This is a genomic window from Maritalea mobilis (assembly GCF_004363175.1).
Classification (GTDB): Bacteria; Pseudomonadota; Alphaproteobacteria; order Rhizobiales; family Devosiaceae; genus Maritalea; species Maritalea mobilis.
On record NZ_SNYR01000003.1, the window covers coordinates 67,109 to 90,412 of the forward strand.

Sequence of the window (23,304 nt, forward strand, 5' to 3'; positions counted from 1 at the left end):
AAAAGAACGGTTGCGCCTCTTTTTGCCATACGTTATATCGTTACGCAACAATGTTATGTTATTACATTAATGGAGATGGTAATGCGAATGAAATTTAGCGCAAGCGCCTTGGCCCTGAGCTTGGCGATGACGGGTGTTGCAACGGCTAGTGAACTCAATGTGGTGACCTCCATTCGCCCACTTCACTCGCTGGTGGCCAACGTGACCCAAGGGGTCAATACACCCATAAACATCGTGCCGGCCAATGCGTCACCCCATGATTACGCGCTCAAACCTTCAGACGCGCAAGCGCTGCAAAATGCAGACATCATCTTTTGGGTCGGTCATGAACTTGAAGGTTTTTTGGCAAAATCAATTACATCATTGCCACAAGAAGCCAAAGTGATTGAGCTTCAAGAGCATGAGGATCATTTCCATTTTCTCCCCACCCGCGAAGTCAGCCTGGACGATCATGACCATGAAGAGCATGAGCATGACGACGAGCACGCTCATGAAGACGAACATGGTCATGACGACCATGAGGGCCATCACCATGGTGATACAGATCTTCACCTTTGGCTTGATGTCGAAAACGCCAAACATTTCGTCGAATTAGTGGCCGAAGAGCTGAGTGCGGCGGATGCTGAGCACGCCGCGCAATACCAAAAAAATGCCGCTGCTACCCTTGAAAACCTAAACGCCCTAAACGCGGAAATCAAAGCGCAATTGGCGGGCCTTGAGGCCAAAAAGTTTGTGACCTTCCACGATGCTTATCAATATTTTGAAGCTCAATATGGGTTGACCAATGCAGGCACCGTTACGCTGAGCCCAGAGATCAAACCGGGTGCAAAACGCCTGACAGAGCTGAAAGCACATTTGAAAGAAGATCAAATCAGCTGCATTTTCGCAGAGCCTCAGTTTGATGCAAAACTGGTTGATCTGGCGGTGGAAGGCACCAATGTGAAACAGGCCGTGCTCGACCCGCTTGGCGCAGAACTTGAAGATGGACCAGAGCTTTATTTCAACCTGATCCGCACCATGGGCAATAATTTTGCTGACTGTTTAGGCGAATAGCCTAATCTAACATTTCATCCTGGACGCGGCGCAGATCAACGATCTTCAAGCTCGCGTCCGGGGTGGTGTTTTGCGCAGTGATCAGCTCACCTTTTTTGATCGGGGCAATCACTTTGCCGCCTTCAATCAACCCCACCGGATGCGCAGCCTTCGCCTTGGCATCATGGCGCGTCATTGTGAAAGAGCGATAGCAATATTGCCCAATCGCATCCAATGTTTCACCTGGCTGTATATCCTTTTTCGCAACCGCACATACGTCCGCGACTGGCCGACCCATCGGCACCATATCTGACTGGCCATAAAGCGCGATGCGCGCGCAAGTCAGCGGCACTTCCAAACTGGTCAGATGGAACGGACGATAAAGCGTGAAATAAGGCCCACGCCCCACTTTCAAATCCGCCATGCGTTCATGAATGCGTTCGTGCGGGGCCTTCACCACCACAAAAACACCTGGCGCCACGCCCTTGCCTATGGTGTAATCCACCTTGCCCGCACCAGAGAGGATGCCGCCATCTTCCTGTGGGATCAAAATATCCTCAAGCGTATCAATGGTCGCTTCTGGTCCATGCATGCCCGGCACATCCGGCACCAGACCAGTGGCATTGGCCAACGCCGCCATCTCCACCATCGTTTTAGAGCCATCGACAAATTCAACCAGCATGCGCGGGTTCATATTGCGGACAAAGGCTTCTTCTTCATAGTCCGCAGGCACTGCGTCAAATTTGAGCGGGTTGTTTTTGCCCTTGCCGGCAGAGATGATCGGCAATTCCAAAGCATTCGCAAAATCGATCAGCTCCATGATCGACGACGGCTCGTCCCCTGCTCCAACAGAATAAACCAATCCAAGTTCTTTGGCGCGACGATGCAAATAAGTGCCGACGGTCACGTCAGCTTCCACATTCATCATCACCAAATGTTTGCCCGCTTCCAGAGTCAACAAGCCAATTTCAGCCCCCACGCTTGGCTTGCCCGTTGCCTCAATCACTTGGCTAATATGCCCATTTTGCGCCACTAAACGTGCGTCGCCACAAACGGCAATCTTGCCCATCTCAATTGCGCGGGAAATGGCGGCATCATTTTCGCACACCACAGCATTTTCGCGGTCGCCATAAGCAATCTCAACGGCTTTTAGTGCATTATCAATATTCCGCACCGCAACGGCCCCAACACGCATGCCGCGCATTCGGCCAATTTGCAAAATCAAGTCGGTACCCATCTCTCCAGCCCCGATCAAACCCACAATGATCTCTTTGCCACTATCGGCCAATTGATAGAGATCGCGCGAAATCCCCGTCATGGTTTCGCGGTTCATTTGAAAGGGTTTGGTCGTTTCGATGGTCATAAGGCGTACCGAAATAAAATAGAGTTCCGCCTTACTAACGCAAATTGAAGGATAAAGGCGACCCCTAACGTCACATCAAGTTGATTTTCTCAAAAGATCAGATCAATCTAACCTTCCGGCAAAAGGAGCGCTTATGACTGTCACTGCAAAAGACATTATTGAATTTTGGTTTGTAGACCACGGTGAAGAAGATTGGTTCACGGGCGGCGAAGCCTTTGATGCTAAAATAATTGAGCGCTTTACGGACACCCACACCGCAGCCGCGCGCGGCGATCTGTTTGATTGGCGCGTAGATGCTGAGGGGCGTTTGGCCGAAATCATCATTCTCGACCAATTTAGCCGCCAAATTTACCGCAAAGACAAGCGGGCATTCGCCTCTGACATGCAAGCCCTCACGCTGGCGCAAGAAATGGTAAGCCGTGGAGATGATCAAGATTTAGAGCCGCGCATGCGCACCTTTGCCTATATGCCCTATATGCATGCGGAGAGCCTGAAAGTGCATGATGAAGCGGTGAAACTGTTCAAAAGCTTGGGCAATGAAAACAGCCTTGAATATGAAATCAAGCACCGCAACATTATCGAGCAATTCGGCCGCTATCCCTATCGCAACCAAGTGCTGGGGCGCAAAAATACGCCGGCAGAGGAAGAGTTCCTCGCCGGCGAGTTTGATAGTTTTGGGCAGTAAAAAGTCCGTTTATCGGGCTTCCTCGCCGATCAGTTTTGACCGGAGATGGTTCGAAATATTGTCAAAGACAAACACAACGATCAGGATCAAAATCACCATATAGCCGACATTTTCCCAGTCGGTGCCGGTGCGCATGGCCTCAAGCAATTTGAGGCCAATGCCACCCGCGCCCACTGCACCAATGATGGTGGCGGAACGGGTGTTTGATTCCCAGAAATAAAGCGCTTGTGACGCAAACAGCGGCAAAACTTGCGGCACCACGCCAAAGCGCTGCACCTCCACCGGAGACGCCCCAAGCGATTTCACGCCCTCACGTTGCTTGTCGTCCACATTCTCCAGCGCTTCAGAATAAAGCTTGCCGAGTGTGCCCGTGTCTGTGAAGAAGATCGCGGCAATACCTGCAATCGGCCCTGGACCAAATGAACGGGTGAAGAACAGCGCCCAAATAAGCATATCCACCGAGCGCAAGAAGTCGAAAAACCGCTTCATAAACCAGTTGGCCGCATTGGAACGGGTAATGTTTCGCGCTGCGATGAAGGCCAAGGGGAAGGCCAAAACGCCTGCAAACAATGTACCCACAAAGGCCATCACGATGGTCTGCAGCAATTTCATGAAAACATCTGCATGCTGCCATTCAGCATTATAAAGGAAGTCATTGACCGCAACACTCAGATTGCTTTGTCCCTCTTCCAGTTGAGGACCAGCCGCAATCATGGTCAACACTTCAAAGCCATTCATGCCCCAATAGGCTGAGCTTGGGTCGAAGAAGAAATTCTCCCACCCCCAGAACCGACGCCAAACGCGCACTTGGGTGTTGCGAATTTCAATATTACCCGCAAAGCCGAAACTCAGCGACACACGGCCATTACGCTCTTCAAAAGCGTTGCTGGCATTTTCAGGTAGAAGTGCAGCATCATCCGTGATCACCACATCATAGCGCTGACCGTTTTTAGTGACTTCCACCAAACCTTCTTGCACCAGAATGAAGTTATTGCCGCCAAAATCCACGCGATAAACATCGCCTGCTTCGGTCGATGAAATCCAGTCTGGATTGGGGTTCTCACCCAATGGCGAGAAACGTGGATATTGAAGTTCCAAACCTTCGTCGCGAAAGCGGAACTTTGGCTGCGCCTGCCAAGACACCCAGTCCGCCATGTAAAGCCCCGCCCGATCCCACTTCGCGTCAGAAAAGACTTGCGGGATATTGAAGAAGAAAAAGCAGGACACCAGATAGGCGACCAGCGCCACAACGATCGCAATTGGACGAAACTTTTTCACCGGGTCTTGGTGAAACACGTCTGCATATTGTGCTTTCAGTTCGGAACGACGCTCGTCTGTGAGATTGGAAGTTGTCATCATGATCGTCTCCTATGCGCCGAATTGGAAGGCTTGATCGCCAACCATTTTGCGCCGCAACCAGCCAGATAGCTGGTCCACCGCGATAATGGTGACAAAGAGCAATAGAATAATGGCGTAGGTTTTAGCTGCGTGGTCGCGTGATAGAGACAAGCGGAAAACTTCGCCAATACCACCGCCGCCAACAGCACCAATAATGGTAGAGGCCCGCACATTAATCTCTGCCCGCAACAGGGCATAGGACGTAAAGTTAGGCAAAACCTGGGGCACAATGGCGAAGCGCACGCGCTCCAGCCAGCTCGCGCCAGCAGCACGCAAGCCCTCATCAGGCTTCATGTCTGCGTTTTCGACCACTTCGAAAAACAGCTTACCCAGCGCCCCAATCGTGTGGATCGACACCGCAGCAATCGCCGCAATTGGCCCCAGCGACAAGATCGCCGCCAAAAGGCCCGCAATCACAATCTCAGGAAAAGCCCGCAACAGCTCCATGATCCGGCGCACAACAAAACGCACCGCTTTAGACCCAACCAGATTAGACGCCGCAAAAAAGCAAAGAACAAAAGCAATGCCGCCGCCCAAAAGGGTGGACACAAATGCAATGTTTAGAGTGACCAGCATTTCATAAAAATATTCAGGCAGATAAAAATCGCCGAACAGATAATGCCGTCCCTCTTCATAATCATATTTCAAAGAGCCATCCGCATAGGGCGAAGGCAAATCAAAAAGCGCTCGGAAAATCTCTAAAGGATCGTCCGGCAGGAAATTCAAAACAAAATCGAAAAAGTAAGGAATGCGATCAATAAATTTGCCGGAATTAGACGCGTTGGCAAACCACAAGGCCGCCACAAGAATAACGCTCAAAATCCCAATTGTAAGAAAGCTATAGAGCTTTTTGGTTCGCGCCAGCTCTTTATAATGTTGATGCACCGCCTTGGTGGCATCATTGAGTTTTGGCGGTGAAGATTGGCTAACGGCACCCATCAAATCGCGCTCCAATTAGATATGCAAAAGGACCGATCAATATGACCGGCCCTTTCAACGAGGATATTAAAATTAGCCACCAATTTTGGCTTTACGGGCAGCAACGATTGTTTCGTAGAAAGAGTGATCTACTTCAACAAAACCGTTATATGTGCCGCCTTGGATGGCAGAGAAACAATCAGGATTTGTTTCTGGCAAGTTCATCATAAAGTCTTTGAACTTGGTGCGAACATCTTGGTCCAAATCAGCGCGAACAACGATTGGGCCGTTAGGGATCAAAGGCGAACGCCAGATTTCTTTAACGTCTTCCATGTCCAAAAGGCCTTTATCCACCATCTTGCGGATATTGCCTGATGTATAGCCTTCGGAATATTCGCCAACACCTGATGACCAGGTTACGCCGCCGTCAACTTTGCCATCAAGAACGGCCAAAACGTTGTTTTCGTGGCCGCCATTGAATGATGTTTCTGAGAAATACTCATCCAGCTCAACGCCCAATTCTTTTGGCAAAGCAACTGAAGGAACCAAGAAGCCTGAAGTTGAATCTGGGTCAGCAAAACCAAGATGCTTGCCCTTCATGTCTTCAAGATTTTCGATGCCGCTGTCTGAACGAGACAACATGATTGAGTGATAGCCAGTTGCGCCATCTGTTTGTTCTGTTGTCAAAATCGGATCAACAGCTTTTGGGTCTTTCAAATAAACAGCAGCATAACCAGAAGCGCCCAACTCAGCATAATCAAGCGTACCGCCCAAAAGGCCTTGGATCACGCCATCATAGTCAGCAGCTGGGAACAATTTCACGTCTTTAACGCCAATGGCGTCTGGCAAAAGATCAATCAAGCACTGATTGTTGCGCAAACGGTCAGCTTCGTTTTCACCGCCCAAAATACCTACACGGAAAGTATCAAGAGCCATTGCAGTTGATGTCATCGCAACCAAAGCTGCTGCAGACAAAAGACCAGTACGGATCGCATTCATGGGATTCTCCTAAAATTATGCGGTTTACCGTTGAAATTCATTGCTGCGCCAAGCGCATCAATTCAGTGTCACGTGTGCATCAGCATCACGATATGGAGCACGGCGCTTATCTGCCGGTGCATCATCCTCATCATCCAAAGAAGTGGATGTCATGCTTTCAGAGAAGGCATCTTTCAGCCCTTCAGCGCCATAAATGCGCCGCGCGACTTCAGTGGTCAACGCTTCTGGTGGGCCATCAAAAACCACTTCGCCATGCGACATGCCAATGATCCGCTCGCAATAATTGCGGGCCGTATCAAGCGTGTGCAAATTGGTGATGACGGTGATGCCATCATCTTCATTAATCGCCTTCAAGCTATCCATCACAACCTTCGCGTTGCGCGGATCAAGCGAGGCAATCGGCTCATCGGCCAAGATCATTTTGGGTTGCTGCATCAAGGCCCGCGCAATAGCCACACGCTGCTGCTGACCGCCAGACAATGTGCCAGCGCGCTGCAATGCGGTTTGGGCAATGCTCAATCGCTCCAGCGCTTCAAGCGCTTCAAGCTGCTCTTCTTCGGTGAAACTTTTGATGAGGGAAGAAAATGTGTTGCGACGGTTCAAGCGACCCAACATCACGTTGGTGAGCACATCCAAGCGCGGCACCAAGTTAAATTGCTGAAAGATCATGGCGCAGTCGCGCTGCCAATTGCGCAACTCGGCGCCTTTAAGGCTAGTTACTTTCGTGCCATCAAATTCGATGGTGCCATCGCTCACGCCGATCAATTGATTGATCATGCGCAACAGTGTGGACTTGCCTGCACCAGAGGAGCCAATCACCCCCACCATTTCGCCGGAAGCGATAGAGAGGTTGATATTTTTAACCGCCAACTTGTCTCCAAACCGACGATTTACACTTTGCAGTTTCAACATTTAAAGATGTGCCCCTAATTCCAAATCGGGCTCATCTCTATTGCGCCTGCTTTACACAAAAATGTCGGTTTCGTGTCAGATTTGTGAAAGTCGCAATCGCTAGACAAATATAAGTGGAAAACTAACTCTCAATTTCCAATTGCACCGTTTCACCCCGGAAACGTGACCGTGTATATTGCAGTTTATCCCCTGCTTCTGACACATTCACGCTGGTGATCTGCATCAAGGGGAACCCAACCTCAACTTGTAGCAAGCGCGCATCATGCACCGTCGCAGCAATAGCTGTGACCCAACTTTTATCTCGCTTGTAATTTTCGTATCCAGCGCGCGCCATCGCTTTAGATATAGAACCGAGCTCTGCATAATGCGGCACCAGATCCGGCAACAAGTCTTTGCGGAACCAAATGGTCGCCACCGTGATCGGCACACCATCTGCCACCCGCAACGTCTCAATGCGCAATACGGGATCACCTGCGGAGATATCCAAATGCTTGGCCACCTCTTCATCTGCAGCTTCTTCTGAAGAAGAGATGAGCCGCCCGCCTGGCTGGCGTTTCTGCGCACTAATAATTTCAGAGAATCGCGTGCGCGACGAAATTGGATAAGTAATCGGCGCCTCGGCCACAAATGTGCCGCGCCCCCGAGTGGCCGTTAAAAAACCATTTTCAGTAAGCGAAGCGATGGCCCGCCGCACCGTGTGGCGATTCACCTCATAATCGTTCGCCAACTCGATTTCCGTTGGCAATTGGGTGCCCGGTTTAAATGTACCCGCAACAATTTCATGCTGCAAACGCTCGGCAATTTGCCGCCAAAGGGACACGCCCCGCCCCCGCTCAATCTTGCTCAAACTCCGCACTCCCAAGCCTTTTATGCCGTCATATGGCTGCAATAATTTCGCACTTTAATAAACCATACAAACAAAAGTATACAAATATATACAATTCGTATAGACAAATTTTTTGAAATGCTTTAGGACAGCACCCGTTCTGATCTTTCAAAAACTGAAAAGAGCCAATTCATGACCGCGCCTTCCTCCCCCGACAATAAAGCTGAGAATGCTGAGGTGATCACTCGCCAGCGCGTTATGCGCGTTTTGGCGCAAGCACCCGACCAACAGCTTGAATATCTGTATGAGAAATTTGCTGACAAGCCAGACTGGACATTCGCCCGCAAGCCCGAGACGGGCCTTGTGATGACACGCGGGCGGATCGGCGGCGGCGGGGCACCGTTTAATCTGGGCGAAATAACTGTGACCCGCGCCGCCATTCAATTGGAAAGTGGCGAAGTTGGCCATGCATACTGCCAAGGCCGCAACCAACGCAAAGCTGCCATCGCCGCTTTCTTCGATGCCGCATGGTTGAGCGAAGCGCACAAGCAAAGCGTTGAAGCCAACATCATCGCGCCGTTGGAGCAAGAACAACTCACGGCCAAAAAAGACAAGTTGAAAAAAGCAGCGGCCACAAAGGTCGACTTTTTCACCATGGTGCGGGGAGACGGATAATGCCAATGCCACAACAAGCTATCGCACAGGGTTTCACCGACCTCACCCATCAAAGCCAACAGAGCTTTAAAGCGATTATGGATGCCATGGCACAGCCGGGAAAAATCTATGATGCGCCGCATAAAGTGGACAATGCGGGTGCCCTTAATCCCGTTGCTGCCATGACTGCCCTGACCCTATGTGACGCAGAAACGCTGATCTATCTTGATGAGGCACTCAATACGCCAGAGACACGCCAATTCTTGGCGTTCCACACCGGCGCGGCCACCACAAGTGACCCACAAAAAGCGCAATTTGCTTTTCTGAGCAGCGCGGAAGCCTTGGAGGGCGACCATAATTTCAATATGGGTAATCATGAATATCCTGACCAATCCTCCACGGTCATCATCGCCGTGAACGATCTGGCCAATCAGGCAGGCGTTACACTTTCCGGCCCCGGCATCGAAACCAGCCGCGCCTTCGCTTCCTCCAGCTTGAACCAACAATTCTGGCAACAGGCAGAAGCCAACAATGCGGAATATCCTTTGGGCATCGACCATATTTTCGTGACCGAAACGCAACTGGCGGCCCTGCCCCGCTCCACCAAAATCAAACTTGATCCGGCGCAAGGAGAATAGATATGTATGTTGCTGTAAAAGGTGGCGAAAAGGCCATCAAAAACGCCCACACATTGTTCGCCGCCAAGCGTCGCGGTAATGAAAATGTGCCCGGCCTGCGTCTGGACCAGATCACCGAACAATTGTCATTCGCCGTTGATCGCGTGATGGGCGAAGGCTCACTTTATGATCCAGAATTGGCGGCCATGGCCATTCGGCAAGCGCAAGGCGATTTGATCGAAGCCATCTTCCTGATCCGCGCTTATCGCACCACCTTGCCGCGCTTTGGTTATGCGGAGCCCATCGAAACCGGCAAGATGGCCATCGAACGGCGTATATCGGCCACCTTTAAAGATTTGCCTGGCGGCCAAGTGCTTGGACCAACTTTTGATTATTCGCACCGCCTGATCAATTTTGATTTCGACGCGGAAGCGGCACCTGAAACACCCCCTTCAAGTGACGAAGATATTGATCTGAATGCGGAGGTGCCGCGCGTCTCTGACATTTTGGGCAAGTCCGGCATGATCGAGCCAGACCATCAATTTGATGAAGGTCATGAAACAGGCGATTTGACCCGAACGCCGATCGATTTTCCAACCGATCGCGACGTGCGGCTGCAAAATCTGGCCCGTGGTGACGAAGGCTTTTTGCTGGCACTGGGCTATTCCACCCAGCGTGGCTATGCCCGCTCGCACCCCTTCGCTGGCGAAATTCGCTTCGGCGAAGTCGAGGTAGAGTTCTTCGCTGAAGAGCTTGGCTTTGCCGTGCCCATCGGCACCATGGAGGTGACCGAATGCCAAATGATCAACCAGTTCAAAGGCAGCGCCAAGGCGCCACCTGCTTTCACCCGCGGTTATGGATTGGTGTTTGGGCAAGCGGAACGCAAAGCCATGTCGATGGCGTTGGTGGACCGCTCGCTCCGCTGGAAAGAGCTGGGCGAAGAATTCTCCGCCCCGGCGCAAGATCAGGAATTTGTGCTGTCACACTCCGACAATATTCAGGCCACTGGCTTTGTAGAGCATTTGAAGCTGCCGCACTATGTCGATTTCCAAGCTGAATTGGACCTGATCCGCACCATGCGCAAGGAATTTGACGCGCAGCAAAATGAAAATGGCGATGAGCCAAAAATGGAGGCGGCCCAATGAGCCTTGATCAATTGACCAATGAGGCCCCGGCCTACAATTTTGCCTATCTCGATGAGCAAACCAAACGCATGATCCGCCGCGCGATCCTGAAAGGCATAGCGGTGCCCGGCTATCAAGTGCCGTTCGCTGCGCGCGAAATGCCCATGCCTTATGGTTGGGGTACTGGCGGCGTGCAGGTCACCGCCTCCGTTTTGGGCGAAAGCGACATTCTTAAAGTGATCGACCAAGGGGCCGATGACACGACAAATGCGGTCTCAATCCGCAACTTCTTCGCCAAAACCGCCAATGTGGACCTAACCACTCACACCAGCGAAGCGACCGTGATTCAAACCCGGCACCGCATTCCGGAAGAAGAGCTGCAAGAGCATCAAACGCTGGTTTATCAGGTGCCTATTCCCGAGCCACTTCGCTTTTTGGAACCACGGGAAACCGAAACCCGCAAAATGCACGCGCTAAGTGAATATGGTCTGATCCATGTAAAGCTCTATGAAGATATCGCCACCCACGGCCACATCGCCACCACTTATGCTTACCCTGTGATGGTGGAAGGTCGCTATGTGATGGACCCGTCACCGACACCCAAATTCGACAACCCGAAAATGCACAAGTCCAAAGCCCTACAATTGTTCGGCGCGGGTCGCGAAAAGCGTATTTACGCGCTGCCGCCGCACACCGATGTGGTGAGCCTCGATTTTGAAGATCATCCCTTCACCATTCAGGAATGGCCCGACACCAAATGCGCCATGTGCGGCGCAGAAGGCGTCTATTTTGACGAGGTGATCTTGGATGATGCAGGCAACAATATGTTTGTGTGCTCGGACAGCGATTATTGCGAAACCCGCCAGAGCGAAGGTCATCTTGGCCCGCTAAATGCCGACTATAAGGAGCGCATGCAATGAGCCTAGATCAAGACTTGCCTTTGTTGAGCGTGAAAAATCTATCCCATTTTTATGGCCAGCATCTGGGCTGCAAAAATGTCAATTTCGACCTTTATCCCGGCGAAGTGCTGGCGATTGTGGGCGAAAGTGGGTCGGGCAAAACCACCCTGCTCAATTGTCTCTCCACCCAAATCATCCCCACCGATGGCGCGGTTTTTTACCGCAACCGCAAGGGACAGTCCGACAATCTTTATGAGATGAGCGAAGCCCAACAGCGCATTTTGCTGCGCACCGATTGGGGCTTTGTGCGCCAGCACCCGCGCGATGGGTTGCGCATGAATGTCTCCGCTGGCGCTAATGTAGGCGAACGCTTGATGGCGTTGGGCGACCGCCACTATGGCAAAATCCGCGACACGGCCCTCGACTGGTTGGAGAAAGTGGAAATTCAGGCCGACCGGATCGACGACGCGCCGCGCACTTTTTCAGGCGGCATGCAGCAGCGGCTGCAAATTGCGCGCAATCTGGTGACCAACCCGCGCTTGGTATTTATGGACGAACCTACAGGTGGTTTGGACGTGTCGGTGCAAGCGCGCCTGCTCGATTTAATTCGCCGTTTGGTCTCGGAGCTTGGCCTTTCCATCATTATCGTTACCCACGATCTGGCCGTCGCACGTTTGTTGTCAGACCGTATTATGGTGATGAAAGACGGCAAGGTGATTGAGCAAGGTCTAACAGACCAAGTGTTGGACGACCCGCACCAAGCCTATACGCAATTGCTGGTGTCATCCATTCTGCATGTGGGGAGTTAATCCAATGCAACAAAAGATTTTGAGCGTTCAAAACCTGACCAAATCCTTCGTGATGCATTTGCAAAATGGATTGCAATTGCCCGTTATGGACGGGGCAGGGTTTGAAGTCTTCACTGGCGAATGTGTAGTGCTTGGCGGCCCATCGGGCGCGGGCAAATCTACCTTGCTGAAAATGATCTATGGCAATTATGCCGCGGATGCAGGCGAAATCATCATCGCCCATGGCGATCAGCACACCGATTTGGTCACCGCCTCACCGCGCGAGATTTTGCGTTTGCGCCAATCCACCATCGGCTATGTGAGTCAGTTCCTCTCGGCGATTCCTCGCGTGTCTGCCCTTGATTTGGTGGCGCAAGTCGCGCGCCAATGGGGCCACAGCGAAGAAGTTGCGCAAGAAAAGGCGGCCAAAATGCTCAGCCAGCTCAACATCCCTGAGCATTTGTGGGGCTTGCCCCCCGCCACTTTCTCTGGCGGTGAACAGCAGCGAGTCAACATAGCCCGCGGCTTTATGGGCGAGCATAAATTGCTGTTGCTCGATGAGCCAACAGCTTCGCTTGATGCAGCCAATCGGCAAGTTGTTCTATCGCTAATTGAAGAACGCAAAGCCAATGGCACTGCCATGTTGGGCATTTTTCACGATGCAGATACGCGCGACAAGGTGGCGGATCGCGTGATCGATGTCACCAAATTCGCGGTACAACGCGCAGCATAAATTGACGAAATAAATGACTGTCAAATTGCTGACATTTAAATAGACTATGCGAAGGCGCGAGTTCACGCCTTCCAATTCTTAAGGTCCCTCATGTCTGAGCGTTATGCGATATATTATGCGCCAGCCACAAATGACTCTTTGTGGCAAAAAGCCAGCCAATGGCTTGGGCGCGACTGCCATCAAAAAGGTGAGTTGGCACAGCCATCAATCAACGGCATGACGCCAGTTGATCAATATCGGCTTACGGCCTCACCACGGCGTTATGGCTTTCATGCCACCATCAAAGCGCCGTTTCATTTGGTCGCCAACACCAATATTGATTCGCTAAGGCGGGAGCTGAGAGCATTTGCCAATATGCAAAAACCTGTCGAGATCGGCGCGCTAAAACTGCATCAAATCGGTAAATTTATCGCAATGGTGCCTACACAACAAAGCGAAGAATTGACCAAATTTGCGCAAAAAGTGGTGCGCCATTTTGATCGCTATCGCGCGCCGCTTAGCCAAGAAAAACGGCAAGAGCGCATCGCCTCAGGCCTTAATGAACGCCAGATCGAGCTGCTGGATAAATGGGGCTACCCCTATGTGAGCGAGCAGTTCAAAATGCATTTGACCCTAACGGGGCAAGTGGATGAATTGGCAGGAAAGATGCTTTTTGAAGCCGCACAGCATTGGTTTGCGGAAGAGCTGGAACGCACCTACACCTTCAACAATTTGGCGCTATATCACGAGCCAGAACAAGGCGCGCCTTTTGTTCGATTAGAAGATTTCCCTTTAAAGGGTTGAACGAAAGCTGAGATGAAATGAACGAGAATCTAAGCATTAAAAATGCAAAGCTGATCCTTGCAGACAGCGAAATCACAGGCACCTTAAACGTGCAAAACGGCATGATCGCTGACATGGGAAGCACAGGCGATACGGGCCTCGACTTTGACGGCGATTATCTGGTGCCGGGCCTGGTCGAACTGCATACTGACCATTTGGAAAGCCACTACCGCCCGCGCCCCGGCGTCTTCTGGGACCCGATGGCCGCGTTGCACGCCCACGATGCGCAAGTCACTTCATCCGGCATCACCACCGTGTTCGACGCGGTGCGGATCGGCTCCGATACCGATATGAAAAATATGGGTGAGCACGTCGATGTGTTGGTAGGTGCCATCACCAAGGCCAAGGCGGAAAAACGCCTCCGTTCGGATCACTTGATCCATTTGCGGTGCGAGCTATCCAGCCATGATGCCTTGGAGCAGTTTGAGCAATATTGCCAAAATGAACTGGTGAAATTGGCCTCCCTGATGGACCATACGCCGGGCCAACGCCAATTTATGCAGCTGGAACAATATTACCTTTATTACCAAGGCAAAACCGGCATGAGCGATGCGGAGATGGAACAATTCATCGCCGCACGTATCGCGGAGCACGAACAATTTTCCGGCCCGAACCGCCAAGCCATTGTAAAGCGCGGGCATGAGATTGGCTTGGCCCTCGCCAGCCACGACGATGCCACGGCAGAACATGTAGACGAAGCCAAACGTGACGGCGTTGCCATTGCCGAATTCCCAACCACCATTGAAGCGGCAAAAGCCTCTCGCAAAGCGAACTTGGCGATTCTGATGGGCGCGCCAAACGTGGTGCGCGGTAAGTCTCATTCCGGCAATATTTCTGCCACTGATTTGGCGAAGGAAGATTTGCTCGACGTATTGAGCTCAGACTATGTGCCCTTCTCTCTGATGCAAGGTGCATTCAAACTGGCCGAAAATGTGGAGCAAATCACGTTGCCACAAGCCATTGCCAAGGTCTCGCTTAATCCAGCGCGGGCAGCCGGGCTTGATGATCGTGGCGAATTGGCCGTGGGCAAAAAAGCTGATTTTGCGCGGGTGCATTTGCCTGAAGATGGCGTGCCGATCGTACGTGCCGTATGGCGCGACGGCCAACGCGTAATCTAAGGAACGCAATATGTCGGACGCTTTTAAGGGCATTTTGATTTTTGTCGTCGGCCCTTCTGGCGCAGGCAAAGACACGTTAATGGCGGGCGCGGCCACCGCGCTCAGCCAAGACCCAAATATCAGCTTTGTGCGCCGCTTGATCACCCGCGAGGCCATGGCTGAACTGGAAGATCACGGCACCATCAGCGAAACCCAATATGAAGAGATGGTGCAGCAGGGCGATTTCGCTTTGCATTGGCGCGCACATGGGCTCGGCTACATCATCCCGAAAGACATTGAGGATGAATTGCGCGCTGGTAAAACGCTGATCTGCAATACATCGCGCAAACAATTGCCGATCGCCCATCAAAAATACCCAATCCACGTGATCAACATCACCGCACCACTGGCCTTGCGTGCAGAACGCCTTGCGGGACGTGGCCGAGAAACCAAAGAAGAAATAACCCAGCGGCTCAACCGCAAAGTGGACGACATCGACCCCAGCTTGCCGCAAACCCAGATCATCAATGATCAGTCCTTAGAGATGGGCGTGACCCGATTACTTGATGCAATCAACGAAGCGAAGACGCAAAAAGTCGCGATGTAAAAATCGGGTCGTGTTTCGACAAGCATTGCGCAATGCTCCTCCGCAAAAGGAGCATATATATGTCGATCAAATTCACCGCGATTCCCACCGAAATAGCTAATAGCTGGCGCAATGGCGGCGCTGACGCACAAGGCCTTTTGCCTGAACACCGCATTTCAGACGGCAGCGCGCCCTGTCGCCATTGTCTGAAAAACATCCACGAGGGTAAAGGTGTTCTGCTCGGGGCTTATAAGCCCTTTCAATCAACTGGCGCTTTCTCCGAGATCGGCCCCATTTTCATCTGTGAAGACAATTGCCAGCGTTTCGAAAGTGAAAATGGTGCACTGCCACCCGTGATTGCCGAACGCGAACAGTTTTTAATCCGCGGCTATTCAGCAGATGAGAAAATTGATTATCGCACAGGTCAGATCGTGAAAGTAAAGGAACTACCGGAGCAAGCCGAAAAGATATTTGCTTATCAGAATGTTGCCTTCATCCATATTCGGTCTGCAGCCTATAGTTGCTTTACAACCCGCATTGACCGCGCCAATTGATCATCTCATTTCCGCCGCACTTATCAGGCAATTTCGCCGCAGCCAGCAAAGCTTTGCTGGCTGTTTTTTGTGGGTTCTGATATGAGCCATTTGCGAAGATGCGGTTGGGAGTTTTTATGCGTAAATTATTGCTTGGATTAGTTTTGATGTTGCCATTGGCAGCCTGCACCACCATGACCAGTCAATTGCCTGCTGCATTGACCGCACGTATGGATACAAACAATCCGCAATTGGATCGGCAAGCCGCACTGAACCTGATCAACCAGTATCGCACAGCCAATGGCCTCAACATGCTGACTTTGGACGCAAATGTGCAGGTGAAAGCACAAGATGCTGCCGTGGCCTACGCAAAGAACGGCAACAGCCAAGCGGCCACTAAGCCTTTGAACGTGCCTGGCGAAACCGCCAGCCTCACCAGCGCGGGCTATGCCACCTTTGCTGACACATTCTCAGGTTGGCGTAACAGCACCAAGGATTCAAAAGTCCTCCTGAACCCATTTGCTTCAAAAGCGGCCATCGCCGTGCATTATGATGCAAACTCGACCTATGGCACCTATTGGGTGCTCGGCCTCGCAAAATGAGCGAGCGGCTCATTGATACAAGGGGGCTAAACTGCCCCCTGCCTGTTATTAAGGCAGAGAAGGCATTGACCGAGATTGCAGCTGGTCAGTCTATCACGCTCTTAGCAACCGACCCGTTGGCGTCCATCGACATTCCCAATATGTGCAACAAGCAAGGCTTCACCCTTGCCGAACACAGCACTGAAGACGGCGTGATCCGTTTTCTGATCCAAAAATAATTAGACGCCCGAATTGAGACAGACCTGTCACAAATCTTACGATAAGATGTGACCATGCTGTTTCAATTACCAAATGACGATCAACTTTATCAGGCCCTTCTAAACCGCGATCCATCCTATGATGGCCGTGTGTTTGTCGCGGTCTCTTCCACGGGCATTTTCTGTCGGCTCACCTGCCCGGCACGAAAGCCAAAACGCGAAAATTGCACCTTCTTCGAAACCGCAAGCGAAGCGCTTGAGATGGGGTTTCGCGCATGCAAGAAGTGCCATCCCACCACCAGCGAGGCCGAGGCCAACAAAGCCATCCGCACATTGGTAACGGCGCTTGAAGAGCGTCCCGATCATTTCTGGCAGGAAAGCGACATCACCTGTTTGGGCTTTGATCCGTCCACCGTGCGGCGTGCGTTCAAACGCCAATTCAGCATCACCTTTTTGGAAATGGCGCGACTGACCCGCCTGCGCAATAGCTTCACCACGCTGAAGGATGGCGGCAAGATGATCGAAGCGCAACTGGATGCGGGGTTTTCATCGCCCAGCGCATTCCGCACCGCCTTTGCGAAAAATATCGGCTTAAAACCAAAAGACTTTAGTGCCGATGCCCCACTTAAAGCAGATTGGTTCGACACGCCGCTCGGCACCATGATTGCTGTGGCCGACGACACACACTTGCATTTGCTGGAGTTTCACGACCGCAAAGCATTGCCCACCGAATTGAAGAAATTGTTCAAAACAGCCAAAGGGCAAATGGGCTTTGGCACAACGTCGATCATCAAAGAAACGGAGCGGCAAATGCTGGAGTTCTTTGACGGCAAACGCCCCACATTTGACCTAAAACTGGCCTTGCATGGCTCCGCCTTCACCCAAACAGTGTGGCGGGTGTTACAGACAATTCCTGCCGGAGAAACCGTAAGCTATGGCGCATTGGCGAAACGCTTGGGTAACCCCACTGCAGCGCGTGCCGTTGCCCGCGCCAACGGCGCCAACCAAATTGCGGTCATCATCCCCTGCCATCGCGTGATCGGGGCGGACGGACAGCTCACTGGTTATGGCGGCGGACTCTGGCGAAAGCAAAAACTGATCGAATTAGAAATGCACTATCGCCGTGCAAAATCAGCGTAGCACCACTGGCCGCGGGCGCGGCAACGCAATCGACTTGGGCACAAAGGCATAGGCGGGGCGAGGCCGTGGCAAATCCACATCAACAATTTTGCCCAATGTGTTCACCCGCACCGCGCGCTCTTCCACATCATCGTTCAAATAGCTGATCTGCCCTTCTAAACCGAAGGGAAACGCCACTTTACGAGATTCCAAATAGCTTTTCGCTTCCGCACCACACATTTGTGGCCGCATGTCTGGTGGCGACATCGCTAAATTCTGAATATTGGTCACACTCTTGCGTTCACCCGTATAACGCCCCTGAAAGCCACGCTCCAACAACAAGGCCGCCATCTCACCGCGTTCGCGTGCTGAAACACCCCCCATCACAACAGCCATCAACTCGCGCCCATTGCGCTGCGCCGTTGCCACAATATTCAGGCCCGACGCGCACACATAACCGGTTTTCATGCCCGTTGTGCCACGAAATTTCTCCAGCAGTACATTGAACGATTTCAAAGTAGATTTGCCGAACTTCACAGCACGAGTTTCAAAAATCTTGTCATATTGCGGATAGCGAGAGCGGATCACAAATGCCAAAATCGCAATATCGCGCGCACTTGTTATCTGGTTAGGGTCATGCAACCCATTTGCATTGGCAAATCGCGTATTGGTCAGCCCTAAATTCGCAGCATGAGTGTTCATCAAATTCACAAATTCTGCCTCAGACCCGCCAACCGTTTCGCCAATCGCCGTGGCCACATCATTGGCTGATTTTACCAGCATCAAATAAAGCGCATCTTCAAGCGTTACCGCTGTGCCGACAGGAAAACCCATTTTACTTGGGGGCGCCTTAAGGGCATTGGCGGTCATCACAACCGGCGTATCTAATGTCAAACGCCCAGAGTCCACCGCTTCAAATGCGGCATAAGCTGTCATCAATTTGGTCAATGAGGCTGGATGCCAAGGCACACCAGCATCCTTTTCAAACAAAACTTCGCCAGTGCGCATGTCCAGCAATAATTGCGGCAAAGCGAAGCTCGGCTGTGCGCTGAACCCCAATGTCAGCACAAGCAAAATAACGCGCAAAAATAACCGCATGAACACCCCGAAATTCGAATTTGTGGACCAGTTTTAGCCTTGCTGGCGATTGCTTGCAATCACTGCTGCCAGATTGCGGCAAATTTTTGCCCACTCAAGAGGATTTCAAAGGGCTCAGGCCCAATGTCACCAAATGAAGAGGCGCGCCTTCCTCTTCTTCTAGCTCACTGGTGAACTCTTCCACCACCGCATTTAGCCGGGCCACCAAACGCTGTCGCTGCTCATCATTCAAAGGTACGGTGAACTGCAAAGAAGCAATATTGGCATTGTCTGGTTGCCGTTTGGCCAACCCATGCGCTAACGCGTATGTCACCGCTTTACCTGCTCGACGGAAATCGGCTCTGGCATTCTCAGCGATAGCGGCCAGATAGTCTGGATCATCATTATCCGGATCTGTTTGCAATAAATGTGCGACTGGCCGATAAAGCTGCTCAGTGCGTGCGCCTGATCGACGCTCACCCGCTGGCAGAACCAGCCCCACATCCACCAGCTTTTCGATATGGTGATAAAGACTATGCGGGCTTTTTCCAATCGCCTTGGCAATATCTGCCACGCCACCCTCTCTGATATTCAGCAACCCGATAAAAGCGTCATGCGTAGCTGTAGCCCCCAGCACACGCAATTGCTCTGGCCGATCTAAAATAAATATATCCGGGCGATCTTGAATAGGCGGCTGACTCATATTAAATAAATTTCACATATTTTAATATAACACAATTGCTCAAGGCTAAAATGATGAACTTATCCAAAATTCCCAAGCTAATTCCCCTGATTTTTATCGCTACATTAAGCGCGAAAGGCCCGCTCATGAGCGCTCATGCCCAAGATCAAAACACAAATGCAAACTTGCAAAAATTGATGGATGACCGTCTGCCTCAGATTTTGCAAGATGCCGGACAAATCGGCAATGGCGGCGTTGTAATGCAGAATGGCACGATTATCGCTGAAGCGCACAGTGGCCTTAAACGCAAAGACACAGAACTTTCTATTGGCGCAAATGATGTTTGGCATATCGGCTCCATCACCAAATCCATAACGGCAACTATGATCGGCCGCTTGGCCGATCAAGGTAAGCTAAATCTTTCCGATAGCATTGCAGATTTGTGGCCTGAGGAAGCTGAAAATTTTGATCCAGCCTGGCGCACGGTCACCATGAGCCAATTGCTGCATCACACCAGCGGTGCAAAAGCAAATTTTGGGCTGAAAGTTCTCACCAATCGAGATTTCGAAAACCAAGCTGAGCTGGACAGTGCACGGCAAGAGGCCGTGTTGAGCATTTTGCAAAAAGCGCCAGAAACCACCCCCGGCACAAATTTCGAATATTCCAATGTTGGCTACACCATCGCTGGGCAATTGGCAGTGCAACAAACTGGGAAATCGTGGGAACAATTGGTACGAGAGGAAGTGTTTAAACCACTGAATTTGACCAGTGCCGGCTTTGGCCCACCTCAAGGCCAAAACCCTTGGGGCCATGCCAAAAAACTGATGGTGTTGACCCAAGCGATGGACCCGACCTCCTCCAATGCTGACAATTCAGCCATTATGGGGCCAGCAGGCATCGTACATATGAGTTTGGCAGATCTGGCAAAATATGGCCAAGCCCATCTGGCCATTGAAGCAGGCACCAGCGACTATATTTCTGCCGAAACCGCAAAATCGCTGCACACACCGCCACAGCAAATAAACGAAAATCACCCGCCTTACGCGGCAGGCTGGATTTGGATGAGCTTTAGCGAAGATGAGCGATTGAGCCTGTTCCACAATGGCTCAAACACAATGTGGTACGCCTTTTTGGTCAATGATCCCAAAACCAACGCATCTTTCGCGTTTGCAACCAATATTGGCAACATCAAACGGTCAGAATTTGGCTTCGGCAAACTGACCCATGACATGTTGGGCGAGCTGGATCAGCAATAAAAAAAGCCCCTGCAAGTTGCAGGGGCTTCATTTCATTTAGCGGCGGGCAACGGGTGAGATCAGCGGCGTAATCCGCTTAATGGTCACCCGTCTATTCCGACGGTCTGCCTCTTGCGTGCGCACTTTCAAATAGCGTTCGCCATAACCTTGGGTTGCCAAGTTCTCTGGCGGAATGCCGAAGGCTTGGGTCAAGATCACCGCGACAGTCTCAGCGCGACGGTCTGACAGTTCAAGGTTATAAACCTCACCACCAACAGCATCTGTATGCCCTTCAATCAAGAAGGTTTCTGCTGGGTTCTCGTCCAACAAATCAAGCATCGCATTGGCCACATTGGTCAAACTATCGATCTGATTTGTAGAGATCGTGGCTTTCGCTGTATCGAAGGTCAGGCCACCGACCTCTAGGCGACGCACCATATCCCGAATACGCGCAGAGCGTTTTACTTCATTGATAGAATATAGACGCTGCACACGTTCCACTGGCGGTTGATCAAGGAATTGAACCAACTCGTCTTCATCCGCCTCATCCGCATCAAGCACATATTCTGATACTGGGATTTCGAGACGCAATGGACCTAGATCCAGCGCAGGGTCGCGCCATTCAAGCAAATCGTCTTCATATGTTTCGTCTACATAGACCAACACATATTCACGACCATCAGGCGTGAAGCGCGAACGACGAATAATATCACCATTGCGGTTATAGATCGTCACAATCTCAGAACCATCAGCCCGCACAATTGTTTCGCGAGTACGGCCATTGCGCAAACGTTCGATATAAGTCTCGTCAGAGCCTTGCTCCAACCGCTCATTATCTTTGTTCTCCACAATCACCTGATTGTTGAACTGGAACACAATCCGGAAATCAGATTCGCTTTCCTGCACAACTTTCGCGTCTTTAGGCGCACTGCGTGCGGCGGCGGCTTCAACTTTCTCTTCGTCTGAAACCCGTTCACCTTCTTCCGCAGTGATCGAAGTGATTTCTTTTGGCGCAGCTTCTGCTTGTGCCTCTGCATCATCCTGTGGCGGAGGTGCATCAGCTTTCACCTCAGCATCAGCTTCCGCTTCAACCGCAGTTTCACCATCGGTTGCAGCCTCAGCATTTGCATCCATTTCGGCTTCTTCAGCAGGCACGGGCGCAGGTTCTTCCTTCGCACTATCAAGCACAGGGGCAACATCTTCCTCAGATGTTTCCACACCCTCAACTTGCTCCAGCGGCTCAGTTGGCTGCTCTTCTACAGGTGCTACTTCGCCTTCAGTAGCCGCCTGTTCGCCTTCCTGCGCATCAGTTTCTGGCATCGGCTCATCTGATGTGGCCTCACCAGAATTCATCTCAAGCGGCGCCAAATCATTCGGCAAACGCATCTCAGCAGGCACATACTCATCTAAACAAGCTGCGAGGTTCGGCGCGCCCAACTCGGCACAAATTGCCTCAAGGTCTAAACGCGCATTCAGCACAGCATCTGCTGCCGCTGAACTGTCTTCACCAGCCGCATCAGCTTGAGTGAATGCAATACGTGCAGCTGCATATGCTTCATACGCCGCGATAAGTTCCGGCGCACTGTCATCAGCGCTCATTTCATCTTGGTTTTCAACCGGCGCTTCCTCACTTACAGGCTCTTGAACAGCTTCCGCATCTGCTTGCGCTTCTGTCTGTGCATCGCTTTCTGCATTAGCTTCAGGCGCGACCTCTTCACTTTCCATCACTGGCTCAGATTCTCTTTCCGTAACCGGTTCAGGCTCAGATTGTGTCTCAACCGGCACCTCCGCCTCAGCTTCAGGGGCTGGCTCGATATTGATCGGCGCCAAATCATCTGGCAGGCGCATTTCCGGTGGAATAAATTGATCCAAACATGTCGCCAGATCAGGCGCTTCTAAAACACGGCAGGCATCGCTCAAATTTTCACGTGCCATATCCAAGTTGCTGGCAGCAGCAGCGACATCGCCCCCGTCAGCCTGCACTTGGGTAAGATTAATCCGTGCTTCTGCATATTGCTCATACGCCACCATCAGTTCATCAACGGCAGCTTGGTCCTGCATATCTTGTGCAGGGGCTTCAGTTGCTTGTGTTTCTTCAGCTGGCACTTCTTGGGCTGGCACGTCCTGGCTGGGTGCATCCTGTGCTATGGCCTGCATAGGCGCGATGCTCAACATCGCCAGCATTGTATTCTTCAAAATCGCGTTGCGCATAGGCACGCTCCTTATGGTTTCGAGAAGTCATCCGACTCATATGCGGGCTCGCCGAAACAACCTGTCTCGCATGTCACAATTCTGCATATGATCTGATATGCAAATGTCCATATAAGAATGTTTCGCGGGGAGTTCGGTTCCATAAAGGCTTCAGATTTATGGCCAAGGATCACCAAAACGCCCTGTTTTCCGTCG

25 protein-coding genes are annotated in these 23,304 nt (G+C 51.5%); 16 read left to right on the plus strand and 9 right to left on the minus strand.

Annotation, left to right across the window (positions count from 1 at the left end):
- The first annotated feature begins 81 nt into the window (after positions 1-81).
- A complete protein-coding gene (znuA, locus tag ATL17_RS12940; protein WP_208111209.1) occupies positions 82-1,053 on the plus strand; it encodes a zinc ABC transporter substrate-binding protein ZnuA in 972 nt (323 codons plus the stop codon).
- A gap of 1 nt (position 1,054) precedes the next feature.
- Here znuA and ATL17_RS12945 read toward each other — a convergent pair whose 3' ends face one another.
- The gene (locus ATL17_RS12945) at positions 1,055-2,365 is read right to left on the minus strand and encodes an NAD(P)H-dependent oxidoreductase (protein WP_133573832.1); all 1,311 of its coding nucleotides are present in this window, start codon (positions 2,363-2,365) and stop codon (positions 1,055-1,057) included.
- A gap of 163 nt (positions 2,366-2,528) precedes the next feature.
- Between ATL17_RS12945 and ATL17_RS12950 the strand changes: the two genes are divergently transcribed.
- Positions 2,529-3,080, plus strand: coding sequence for a DUF924 family protein (locus tag ATL17_RS12950; protein WP_133573253.1), 552 nt, complete (start codon positions 2,529-2,531; stop codon positions 3,078-3,080).
- Positions 3,081-3,089: 9 nt separating this feature from the next.
- Here ATL17_RS12950 and phnE (ATL17_RS12955) read toward each other — a convergent pair whose 3' ends face one another.
- The 5 genes from phnE (ATL17_RS12955) to phnF all read right to left on the minus strand — a co-directional run bounded on the left by phnE (ATL17_RS12955) (position 3,090) and on the right by phnF (position 8,163).
- Entirely contained in the window at positions 3,090-4,439 is a 1,350-nt protein-coding gene (gene phnE, locus ATL17_RS12955; protein ID WP_246028720.1) for a phosphonate ABC transporter, permease protein PhnE, read from the minus strand.
- 9 nt (positions 4,440-4,448) lie between these two features.
- Positions 4,449-5,417, minus strand: coding sequence for a phosphonate ABC transporter, permease protein PhnE (gene phnE, locus ATL17_RS12960; RefSeq protein ID WP_133573254.1), 969 nt, complete (start codon positions 5,415-5,417; stop codon positions 4,449-4,451).
- Between the two features lie 72 nt (positions 5,418-5,489).
- Positions 5,490-6,395, minus strand: a complete 906-nt coding sequence (phnD, locus tag ATL17_RS12965; protein WP_133573255.1) for a phosphonate ABC transporter substrate-binding protein — start codon at positions 6,393-6,395, stop codon at positions 5,490-5,492.
- 57 nt (positions 6,396-6,452) lie between these two features.
- The gene (gene phnC, locus ATL17_RS12970; protein WP_133573256.1) at positions 6,453-7,307 is read right to left on the minus strand and encodes a phosphonate ABC transporter ATP-binding protein; all 855 of its coding nucleotides are present in this window, start codon (positions 7,305-7,307) and stop codon (positions 6,453-6,455) included.
- 121 nt (positions 7,308-7,428) lie between these two features.
- Positions 7,429-8,163 (minus strand): phosphonate metabolism transcriptional regulator PhnF, encoded by a 735-nt coding sequence (gene phnF, locus ATL17_RS12975; protein ID WP_133573257.1) that lies wholly within the window; start codon positions 8,161-8,163, stop codon positions 7,429-7,431.
- Between the two features lie 162 nt (positions 8,164-8,325).
- Between phnF and phnG the strand changes: the two genes are divergently transcribed.
- The 13 genes from phnG (at position 8,326) to ATL17_RS13040 (ending at position 17,925) form a co-directional block, all read left to right on the plus strand.
- Positions 8,326-8,808 carry a phosphonate C-P lyase system protein PhnG gene (phnG, locus tag ATL17_RS12980; protein WP_133573258.1) on the plus strand — a complete coding sequence of 161 codons (483 nt, stop codon included), beginning with the start codon at positions 8,326-8,328 and terminating at the stop codon, positions 8,806-8,808.
- Positions 8,808-9,425 carry a phosphonate C-P lyase system protein PhnH gene (gene phnH / locus ATL17_RS12985; RefSeq protein ID WP_133573259.1) on the plus strand — a complete coding sequence of 206 codons (618 nt, stop codon included), beginning with the start codon at positions 8,808-8,810 and terminating at the stop codon, positions 9,423-9,425. Before phnG ends, phnH begins: the two co-directional genes overlap by 1 nt.
- 2 nt (positions 9,426-9,427) lie before the next feature.
- Positions 9,428-10,549, plus strand: coding sequence for a carbon-phosphorus lyase complex subunit (locus ATL17_RS12990; protein ID WP_133573260.1), 1,122 nt, complete (start codon positions 9,428-9,430; stop codon positions 10,547-10,549).
- Positions 10,546-11,448, plus strand: coding sequence for an alpha-D-ribose 1-methylphosphonate 5-phosphate C-P-lyase PhnJ (locus ATL17_RS12995; RefSeq protein WP_133573261.1), 903 nt, complete (start codon positions 10,546-10,548; stop codon positions 11,446-11,448). The genes ATL17_RS12990 and ATL17_RS12995 overlap by 4 nt, the downstream gene beginning before the upstream one ends.
- Positions 11,445-12,236, plus strand: coding sequence for a phosphonate C-P lyase system protein PhnK (gene phnK / locus ATL17_RS13000; RefSeq protein ID WP_133573262.1), 792 nt, complete (start codon positions 11,445-11,447; stop codon positions 12,234-12,236). Before ATL17_RS12995 ends, phnK begins: the two co-directional genes overlap by 4 nt.
- Positions 12,237-12,240: 4 nt before the next feature.
- A complete protein-coding gene (gene phnL / locus ATL17_RS13005) occupies positions 12,241-12,948 on the plus strand; it encodes a phosphonate C-P lyase system protein PhnL (protein ID WP_133573263.1) in 708 nt (235 codons plus the stop codon).
- A 90-nt stretch (positions 12,949-13,038) separates the two neighbouring features.
- Positions 13,039-13,731: a DUF1045 domain-containing protein gene (locus ATL17_RS13010; protein WP_133573264.1), complete on the plus strand. Its 693-nt coding sequence runs from the start codon at positions 13,039-13,041 to the stop codon at positions 13,729-13,731.
- A gap of 17 nt (positions 13,732-13,748) precedes the next feature.
- Positions 13,749-14,888: an alpha-D-ribose 1-methylphosphonate 5-triphosphate diphosphatase gene (locus tag ATL17_RS13015; RefSeq protein WP_133573265.1), complete on the plus strand. Its 1,140-nt coding sequence runs from the start codon at positions 13,749-13,751 to the stop codon at positions 14,886-14,888.
- Between the two features lie 10 nt (positions 14,889-14,898).
- The gene (phnN, locus tag ATL17_RS13020; protein WP_133573266.1) at positions 14,899-15,474 is read left to right on the plus strand and encodes a phosphonate metabolism protein/1,5-bisphosphokinase (PRPP-forming) PhnN; all 576 of its coding nucleotides are present in this window, start codon (positions 14,899-14,901) and stop codon (positions 15,472-15,474) included.
- 59 nt (positions 15,475-15,533) lie between these two features.
- Entirely contained in the window at positions 15,534-16,007 is a 474-nt protein-coding gene (locus ATL17_RS13025) for a DUF1203 domain-containing protein (protein WP_166639037.1), read from the plus strand.
- A 116-nt stretch (positions 16,008-16,123) separates the two neighbouring features.
- Positions 16,124-16,588, plus strand: coding sequence for a CAP domain-containing protein (locus ATL17_RS13030; protein ID WP_166639038.1), 465 nt, complete (start codon positions 16,124-16,126; stop codon positions 16,586-16,588).
- Positions 16,585-16,806 carry a sulfurtransferase TusA family protein gene (locus tag ATL17_RS13035; protein WP_133573269.1) on the plus strand — a complete coding sequence of 74 codons (222 nt, stop codon included), beginning with the start codon at positions 16,585-16,587 and terminating at the stop codon, positions 16,804-16,806. The genes ATL17_RS13030 and ATL17_RS13035 overlap by 4 nt, the downstream gene beginning before the upstream one ends.
- 54 nt (positions 16,807-16,860) lie before the next feature.
- Positions 16,861-17,925 (plus strand): bifunctional transcriptional activator/DNA repair enzyme AdaA, encoded by a 1,065-nt coding sequence (locus tag ATL17_RS13040; RefSeq protein WP_133573270.1) that lies wholly within the window; start codon positions 16,861-16,863, stop codon positions 17,923-17,925.
- On the opposite strand, the gene ATL17_RS13045 is transcribed toward ATL17_RS13040, so the two are convergent.
- Together ATL17_RS13045 and ATL17_RS13050 are read right to left on the minus strand one after the other, a co-directional pair.
- Positions 17,917-19,002, minus strand: a complete 1,086-nt coding sequence (locus ATL17_RS13045) for a D-alanyl-D-alanine carboxypeptidase family protein (RefSeq protein WP_133573271.1) — start codon at positions 19,000-19,002, stop codon at positions 17,917-17,919. The genes ATL17_RS13040 and ATL17_RS13045 overlap by 9 nt on opposite strands.
- A 94-nt stretch (positions 19,003-19,096) precedes the next feature.
- The gene (locus ATL17_RS13050) at positions 19,097-19,684 is read right to left on the minus strand and encodes a helix-turn-helix domain-containing protein (RefSeq protein ID WP_133573272.1); all 588 of its coding nucleotides are present in this window, start codon (positions 19,682-19,684) and stop codon (positions 19,097-19,099) included.
- Between the two features lie 125 nt (positions 19,685-19,809).
- Between ATL17_RS13050 and ATL17_RS13055 the strand changes: the two genes are divergently transcribed.
- Positions 19,810-20,919, plus strand: a complete 1,110-nt coding sequence (locus ATL17_RS13055) for a serine hydrolase domain-containing protein (RefSeq protein WP_166639039.1) — start codon at positions 19,810-19,812, stop codon at positions 20,917-20,919.
- Positions 20,920-20,955: 36 nt separating this feature from the next.
- Here ATL17_RS13055 and ATL17_RS13060 read toward each other — a convergent pair whose 3' ends face one another.
- The gene (locus tag ATL17_RS13060) at positions 20,956-23,109 is read right to left on the minus strand and encodes an OmpA family protein (protein ID WP_133573274.1); all 2,154 of its coding nucleotides are present in this window, start codon (positions 23,107-23,109) and stop codon (positions 20,956-20,958) included.
- Positions 23,110-23,304 lie beyond the last annotated feature (195 nt).

What these genes read in the sequence shown, in the direction of transcription:
- phnN (WP_133573266.1), top strand. Translation starts at nt 14,899, where the DNA reads ATGTCGGACGCTTTTAAGGGCATTTTGATTTTTGTCGTCGGCCCTTCT.
- ATL17_RS12995 (WP_133573261.1), top strand. Translation starts at nt 10,546, where the DNA reads ATGAGCCTTGATCAATTGACCAATGAGGCCCCGGCCTACAATTTTGCC.
- phnD (WP_133573255.1), bottom strand. Translation starts at nt 6,395, where the DNA reads ATGAATGCGATCCGTACTGGTCTTTTGTCTGCAGCAGCTTTGGTTGCG.
- ATL17_RS13035 (WP_133573269.1), top strand. Translation starts at nt 16,585, where the DNA reads ATGAGCGAGCGGCTCATTGATACAAGGGGGCTAAACTGCCCCCTGCCT.
- ATL17_RS13025 (WP_166639037.1), top strand. Translation starts at nt 15,534, where the DNA reads ATGTCGATCAAATTCACCGCGATTCCCACCGAAATAGCTAATAGCTGG.
- ATL17_RS13060 (WP_133573274.1), bottom strand. Translation starts at nt 23,109, where the DNA reads ATGCGCAACGCGATTTTGAAGAATACAATGCTGGCGATGTTGAGCATC.
- ATL17_RS12990 (WP_133573260.1), top strand. Translation starts at nt 9,428, where the DNA reads ATGTATGTTGCTGTAAAAGGTGGCGAAAAGGCCATCAAAAACGCCCAC.
- phnK (WP_133573262.1), top strand. Translation starts at nt 11,445, where the DNA reads ATGAGCCTAGATCAAGACTTGCCTTTGTTGAGCGTGAAAAATCTATCC.
- ATL17_RS13040 (WP_133573270.1), top strand. Translation starts at nt 16,861, where the DNA reads ATGCTGTTTCAATTACCAAATGACGATCAACTTTATCAGGCCCTTCTA.
- phnL (WP_133573263.1), top strand. Translation starts at nt 12,241, where the DNA reads ATGCAACAAAAGATTTTGAGCGTTCAAAACCTGACCAAATCCTTCGTG.
- ATL17_RS13015 (WP_133573265.1), top strand. Translation starts at nt 13,749, where the DNA reads ATGAACGAGAATCTAAGCATTAAAAATGCAAAGCTGATCCTTGCAGAC.
- phnC (WP_133573256.1), bottom strand. Translation starts at nt 7,307, where the DNA reads ATGTTGAAACTGCAAAGTGTAAATCGTCGGTTTGGAGACAAGTTGGCG.
- ATL17_RS13050 (WP_133573272.1), bottom strand. Translation starts at nt 19,684, where the DNA reads ATGAGTCAGCCGCCTATTCAAGATCGCCCGGATATATTTATTTTAGAT.
- phnH (WP_133573259.1), top strand. Translation starts at nt 8,808, where the DNA reads ATGCCAATGCCACAACAAGCTATCGCACAGGGTTTCACCGACCTCACC.
- ATL17_RS13010 (WP_133573264.1), top strand. Translation starts at nt 13,039, where the DNA reads ATGTCTGAGCGTTATGCGATATATTATGCGCCAGCCACAAATGACTCT.
- phnE (WP_246028720.1), bottom strand. Translation starts at nt 4,439, where the DNA reads ATGATGACAACTTCCAATCTCACAGACGAGCGTCGTTCCGAACTGAAA.
- ATL17_RS13055 (WP_166639039.1), top strand. Translation starts at nt 19,810, where the DNA reads ATGAGCGCTCATGCCCAAGATCAAAACACAAATGCAAACTTGCAAAAA.
- ATL17_RS12945 (WP_133573832.1), bottom strand. Translation starts at nt 2,365, where the DNA reads ATGAACCGCGAAACCATGACGGGGATTTCGCGCGATCTCTATCAATTG.
- phnE (WP_133573254.1), bottom strand. Translation starts at nt 5,417, where the DNA reads ATGGGTGCCGTTAGCCAATCTTCACCGCCAAAACTCAATGATGCCACC.
- phnG (WP_133573258.1), top strand. Translation starts at nt 8,326, where the DNA reads ATGACCGCGCCTTCCTCCCCCGACAATAAAGCTGAGAATGCTGAGGTG.
- ATL17_RS13030 (WP_166639038.1), top strand. Translation starts at nt 16,124, where the DNA reads ATGCGTAAATTATTGCTTGGATTAGTTTTGATGTTGCCATTGGCAGCC.
- ATL17_RS13045 (WP_133573271.1), bottom strand. Translation starts at nt 19,002, where the DNA reads ATGCGGTTATTTTTGCGCGTTATTTTGCTTGTGCTGACATTGGGGTTC.
- ATL17_RS12950 (WP_133573253.1), top strand. Translation starts at nt 2,529, where the DNA reads ATGACTGTCACTGCAAAAGACATTATTGAATTTTGGTTTGTAGACCAC.
- znuA (WP_208111209.1), top strand. Translation starts at nt 82, where the DNA reads ATGCGAATGAAATTTAGCGCAAGCGCCTTGGCCCTGAGCTTGGCGATG.